6 protein-coding genes and 2 pseudogenes are annotated in these 5,444 nt (G+C 33.4%); 1 reads left to right on the forward strand and 7 read right to left on the reverse strand.

Features of this window, described 5'->3' with window-relative positions; translation table 11 throughout:
• The 4 genes and pseudogenes from JFL43_RS12135 to JFL43_RS22595 form a co-directional block, all read right to left on the reverse strand.
• Window positions 1-361: pseudogene (locus tag JFL43_RS12135) on the reverse strand (DUF4372 domain-containing protein); the annotation flags it as partial.
• Between the two features lie 375 nt (window positions 362-736).
• Window positions 737-985 (reverse strand): hypothetical protein, encoded by a 249-nt coding sequence (locus tag JFL43_RS12140; RefSeq protein WP_200749250.1) that lies wholly within the window; start codon window positions 983-985, stop codon window positions 737-739.
• A gap of 173 nt (window positions 986-1,158) precedes the next feature.
• Entirely contained in the window at window positions 1,159-1,407 is a 249-nt protein-coding gene (locus tag JFL43_RS22590; protein ID WP_234447753.1) for a hypothetical protein, read from the reverse strand.
• Window positions 1,408-1,656 carry a hypothetical protein gene (locus JFL43_RS22595; RefSeq protein ID WP_234447754.1) on the reverse strand — a complete coding sequence of 83 codons (249 nt, stop codon included), beginning with the start codon at window positions 1,654-1,656 and terminating at the stop codon, window positions 1,408-1,410.
• Between the two features lie 277 nt (window positions 1,657-1,933).
• On the opposite strand from JFL43_RS22595, the pseudogene JFL43_RS12150 reads away from it, so the two are divergent.
• Window positions 1,934-2,512: pseudogene (locus JFL43_RS12150) on the forward strand (IS3 family transposase); the annotation flags it as partial.
• A gap of 371 nt (window positions 2,513-2,883) precedes the next feature.
• Here the strand turns inward: JFL43_RS12150 and JFL43_RS12155 are convergent.
• The 3 genes from JFL43_RS12155 to JFL43_RS12165 all read right to left on the reverse strand — a co-directional run bounded on the left by JFL43_RS12155 (window position 2,884) and on the right by JFL43_RS12165 (window position 5,310).
• On the reverse strand, window positions 2,884-3,537 hold the full coding sequence (locus JFL43_RS12155) for a sporulation delaying protein family toxin (RefSeq protein ID WP_200749251.1): 654 nt from the start codon (window positions 3,535-3,537) through the stop codon (window positions 2,884-2,886).
• Between the two features lie 223 nt (window positions 3,538-3,760).
• Complete coding sequence (locus tag JFL43_RS12160; RefSeq protein WP_200749252.1) at window positions 3,761-4,771, reverse strand: sporulation-delaying protein SdpB family protein; 1,011 nt, start codon at window positions 4,769-4,771, stop codon at window positions 3,761-3,763.
• Window positions 4,756-5,310: an SdpA family antimicrobial peptide system protein gene (locus JFL43_RS12165; RefSeq protein ID WP_200749253.1), complete on the reverse strand. Its 555-nt coding sequence runs from the start codon at window positions 5,308-5,310 to the stop codon at window positions 4,756-4,758. The genes JFL43_RS12160 and JFL43_RS12165 overlap by 16 nt, the downstream gene beginning before the upstream one ends.
• Window positions 5,311-5,444 lie beyond the last annotated feature (134 nt).

Raw genomic sequence — 5,444 nt, forward strand, 5'->3', positions numbered from 1 at the left:
AAATGGCATGATGCTTTTCGAGATATTCGTTTTTTGGTGAATTTGAACGACAAAATCAAGGAAAAGCTGTTGGAAGATGTCTGGATTCATCGTATTTAAACGACGTGACAGTTGTGAAACACTGATAGAATCTAAATTTGTTCCCTCTTGAGGTTGATCGTCAAAAAGGCAATCACTACATGCGTGCAGACTTTCTGTTTCATGTAGCTGCGCAAAAAGCAGCAATTTTAAGAATGAATCCGTCGTAAGTTTTTTCGTATACGCATCTAATTTCATCGTTTTCACGTTTTCTTCAAAAAGTTGAAGATTTATGGGTGAAAACCATTGTCCAAATGATTGTTTTTCGTGTAATCTTGTCCATGCATAGTTCCTTTATTAGTGGATTTGGACAGGTTACCACCTGACTTTATCCATTATAAAGGACTAACACCAACATAGCATATAGGCTCATATTTCCAATGATAGTATTAAAACTTGTAGACCATACTGTGAAAAATGTAAATTCTAATTTTTTCTTTGTATTCATTAAATGTTTATCCCTTTCAAACATATTCTAAATGCCAATTTAGCTGGTATAATCACAAACGAATACACGGAGCAATCAATATTTAACACCAGATGAAGTAGAAAAATTATGTCGAGTAACAGCATGACTTAACTCTTTTTGTTTCCAAGATATTGACTTAAATCCACTCATTTGCAATATAGGACTAGTTTTTTAAAATTAAATTTATACTCATATTATTTTTGTAAACAAAAAAAGTAAAAAAGTTAAAGAAAATAACGACAACATCCATAAAACAATTTTCTGTAATTTAGTCTTTGGAGATTTAATACAAAAAAATACTGTTCCTAATACACCTAACTGTATTATTCCTACCAAAATGAATTCGTTCATTCCTTTATTTCCAAGTAAAAGATAAATAAAAGAACCTATTGTGAATAGCAAGCATACTAGGGCAATAAAATCTGATTTTTTCTTCATAATATCTCCTCCATTAAATAAATTATTAAATCACGCGTTTTGATTAAACAAAATTATACATTTTCATAATAGATCAATCGATGATTTTCGATGATTTCTTTTAAAGCTATCTGCCACTCAAAAGGCAAGGCATCACAAAGAAATAGCCTCTGAAAACCTACGAGTGACAAGGGTTAACGTTGAATCTGTTTTTGTATTTGAACGTGCAACCACTTTAATAAAACATAAGCGATTAGAGCTGCGAAAATCTTGATTATTTTCACGTACTGAACGACTTTCTCGATGGAGAAGTAAGCGCGGTCGCCAACTAGTATAAACCGTTTGTCTTCTAATTGTTTACCAATCGGTCCATCATGTTTTAAGCCTGTCATCTTAACTATTCGAAGAGGCATACCAGTTTCATTTGCGAAGCTAACATGCAATTAACGTTCACCGTGATAAACTGCCCAGGGTAAGCGTGTTTTCCCAATGGTAATGGTCGTCGAATCAATGAATAAAAGGGTTTTTGGCACATTTAAAGTTCGACGTATAGCGCGATTTAGTTTTCCAACGATCATTTCAAATACACGCTTAATAATGGCGTAATCTAGCAACTTCAAGTATTTCGAAAGTGATGAGTGATCGACGGAAATGAGACCAGCACTTGGTCTAACATCAGCTGAGTGTCGCAAACTTTTCCACTCGTTCGCAGCAGCGCATGTAATATACGAAATAAGCGTAGAAACCGTACATTTGCGTGCTGTTTCTTCATAATGAAATTCATTTAAAATCGATTGTAGCTTGTCTTCAGAAAGAAAGTTTTAAATCAAGTTTAAGAAAGTGGTATGATTTTTCATGAGAGATCCCTCTTTTGTGAATGTTTGGTCGTACTTACATTTTACAAGAGGCATCTCACTTTTGTTTATATTTTATTGGTAAAAATCATATAATCAACACGCGTGTTATTAAATATTATTAGCATGGAAATGCTCACCAACTCAGAAGCCAATGGAGGCGCGTGAAAACGTACTCAAACAAGACTTTACCACAACGACCATCAATGAAAAATGGGTCGCAGATATTACGTATATTCACACGTTGCGTGATGGCTGGTGCTATTTGGCGTCGGTGCTTGATTTACATTCGAAAAAGATTGTCGGCTATAAATTTGGCCGGAAAATGACAGTGGAACTCGTCCAAGAAGCAATGGGAAACGCTGTACAAGCACAAAATCCAGCACCAGGACTGATTGTTCATACCGATTTAGGTACACAGTATACAAGTGAGGCTTTTCAGGAACAACTCAAAAAATATGAAATGATTCCACCCTTTAGTAGAAAAGAATGCCCATATGACAATGCTTGTATCGAATCCTTTCATGCAACACTCAAAAAAGAAGAAGTCTATCGAACGCGTTATAATAGTTTCGAAACCGCTCGTATGGCTTTATTTAAGTACATCGCAAGTTGGTACAATCGCAAGAGAATTCACGGTAGCATCGGTTATGTAACACCAGATGCATATGAAAAAATGTGCCAGGCAGCATAAAAAATAAGGGCGAAAGAGAGACTCCCCCTCCACATTTTTCGGGCGCAACATCCATGAGTTTCTCGCTCCACATCCCGTGTAGGCGGTCAAAGGCTCTTTTTACTTTGACGGGCTACACGGGATGTGTAACACTCCATGAATGGTCGTTGCGCAGAACAAAAAAACTTAATTTTTGTGTGTCCAGAATCCTGACGTAGATCCATTTATTTAGACTAAAAATTTTTAGAGTTTTATATGGGTTAATATATGAGGAATTCATAGCATGGAAATATTTAATACATAAAATTAATTTAGATTAATTAATTTCTTTATCTATAAATCTAAATTCACACATATCGAAACAGAAGGTCGATATGTGTGAGTTTTAAAGATTAGTCTGCGAATGTTGTAGTAACCTTATCAACGAACATTTCATGTTTCAATTGAAGTTCTGTATCAGTCATAGATTTTGGCGTCCACTTCCAAGCAACTACTGCTACAGCAGCAGTAATTGCACCTGCATGGGTAACTACTACAGCAGTAGTTACTGCTCCAGCTGCATAAACTGCTACTATACAACCTGCAACAAGACTACAACCAAATGCTGTTCCCCGACCTCCTACTTTAGTTTTTTGAATACCTTCTGAGACTTTAACTAATAAGTTTCCACCTTTTACTAATGCAGCTTGAACTTTTACGTTATCCCCACTTTTAACTGCTACTTCCAATTCATTAAAATAGTTAGGATCTAATTCATTAATTTTTTTACTTATAGTTTTTGATACTCTCTTGGCTTCAGTAGTATTAGCTTCTGTCATTAATTTATCCGACCAAATTTCTGGAAAAAGTTTTGCTACAGGACCATCACCAAAAAATAATCCGCGATAGATTGTTTCCCCATCATATTTCTGTTTCTTCATTTCAGAAGTAATAGCTGTTTTTTTGTGCGTATTAGAATTTGTATTTTCCGCAGCAAAAACTGATGTAGAACTGATAGCTAGGCCTAAAGCCATTATAATTGGTATGATTTTTTTGAATTTTTTCATGATTCTTAATTATCCCCTTTTCAAATATATTGTTAATAAATCATTTCAAACTACTAGTGTTATAAATCACCCACTATATCTTATTTGATTATTCTTTTTTTAAAAAAGAACATCCCAACCTGATATGCACTATTAAAAAAATCACCTCCTTTCATTGCTTGTACAATAGATTTAATTTTAAAATTGATAATTATACTTAAAATCTATTTATAATATTAAATCATTATATTTTTCGACAAGTATATACACTTCGGTCAATATCAGCACTTTCGTTAACTGCCGATTTTTTATCCATCGTATTAAAATTTAAAGGTTCATTTTTTGAATGAGTCAAATTTTGTTTTTTTAACAATTTAAACTCTTGATCTAAAGGTCTTAAATATAAAATTAGCGCTCCACACATTGTTATTGAAAAACTTATCAAGCCTAGCATCACTGCTATAGATTCATGAAAAACTAGTGCGATAATCAGAAATTTATTCCAATGTTTTTCGGGGACAAATAAAGCTCCAAATAAACAAATTTGTAACACTAAGGTTCCCCATGTCGCAAATACTACGAAAGGAGAAGATAAAATAGGCTGTACTAAATTATATAAAAGAGGCGGTAAGCCTAACATTGGATCGGCTAAATAATAATAAACTGCAGTACCATCTATCCATTCTGTATTAAATACTTTTGCAACAGTTGAATGTAAATACAAAATTGCGATTTGAAATCGTATTACGAAGAAAGTAACAATTGCGATTATACGTTTGACAATTTCTTTATCTGATTTAATTTCCTTTTGAATAGGAGCTTGCCAATGCCATTTTCTTGAATCAGTTAATGTAATTGGTAATAATAAAAGCGATAGAACGGCATTCACTTGTTCCCCACCATCTATTGTCATAGCGGAAACTTGCAAGCTATAAGCTATATACCAATGAATAATGCCTGTAATTTGTGGGCGCCATCCTGATGCTACAAGTATTAATAAACAGACACATACCCATTTGACTATATTTAAATAGAGGTAATCATTAGGAACTATACAAAAGATACTAATATTATTGGTACAACTTGGGAATTCCGTAATGCCTGAAGCTGGACGAAATAATATTTTTGCATCATTTAAAGATAAAGTTAATAATAGTGATAGAGCTAATAACGTTCTAGCGAACCCATACACATTTGTCCAAGGACTATTTGAAACACCTAGGTTATATGCGTATATACTTATTTTTTTGAACATGTTACATTCACCCTTGCTATTTTTGATGGCATATTTATTTTTCTTTTACTCCATGCCCATGGTTTTGGATCTTGACTCACAATTCCAATATCACCACATATAGTAGGATTTGGGCTATCATTTTCTACATTCATTATGATTTTAGAGTTTGTTAGGCACTGTTGGGGATTATCTTTACACTCCTGCATTAATGATTCTGTGACTTTACTAGATATCATTCCAGCTTCTATCCCTTGGCTTCTCCCAAAACGTTTCAAACCAAAATAGTTTTGCGGAAGATTATTAGGCCATGTCCCAGATAATTCTCCACTTTTTACATCCACTAAACTAAAATATGCATCTCGAGGACTTTTACTGTAAAATCCCCATCCTTGTGGGAACCAAGTTATGATATTTAACTTTTTGTTAAATGGTAATTCTTTAATTGGATTAGGCGGTAGTGCATTTTGTATACCGCAGAAGAATAGACCTAACCAAAGAATAGATATAGCTAAAAATGTAGTTCCAAACTTCACATATGAATACTTATTAAAATTCATCTTTCTTCTCTCCTCTAGCAATTACACCTTTTACAGTAATTTCATTATTCAATTCTAATAAAATAAGAAATCACATTTCAAATAACTATAATTTACTTATAAATGGTATTTTATCAAATATTTTGAAATAACTA

It is taken from the genome of Viridibacillus soli, assembly GCF_016612995.1.
Lineage (GTDB): Bacteria > Bacillota > Bacilli > Bacillales_A > Planococcaceae > Viridibacillus > Viridibacillus soli.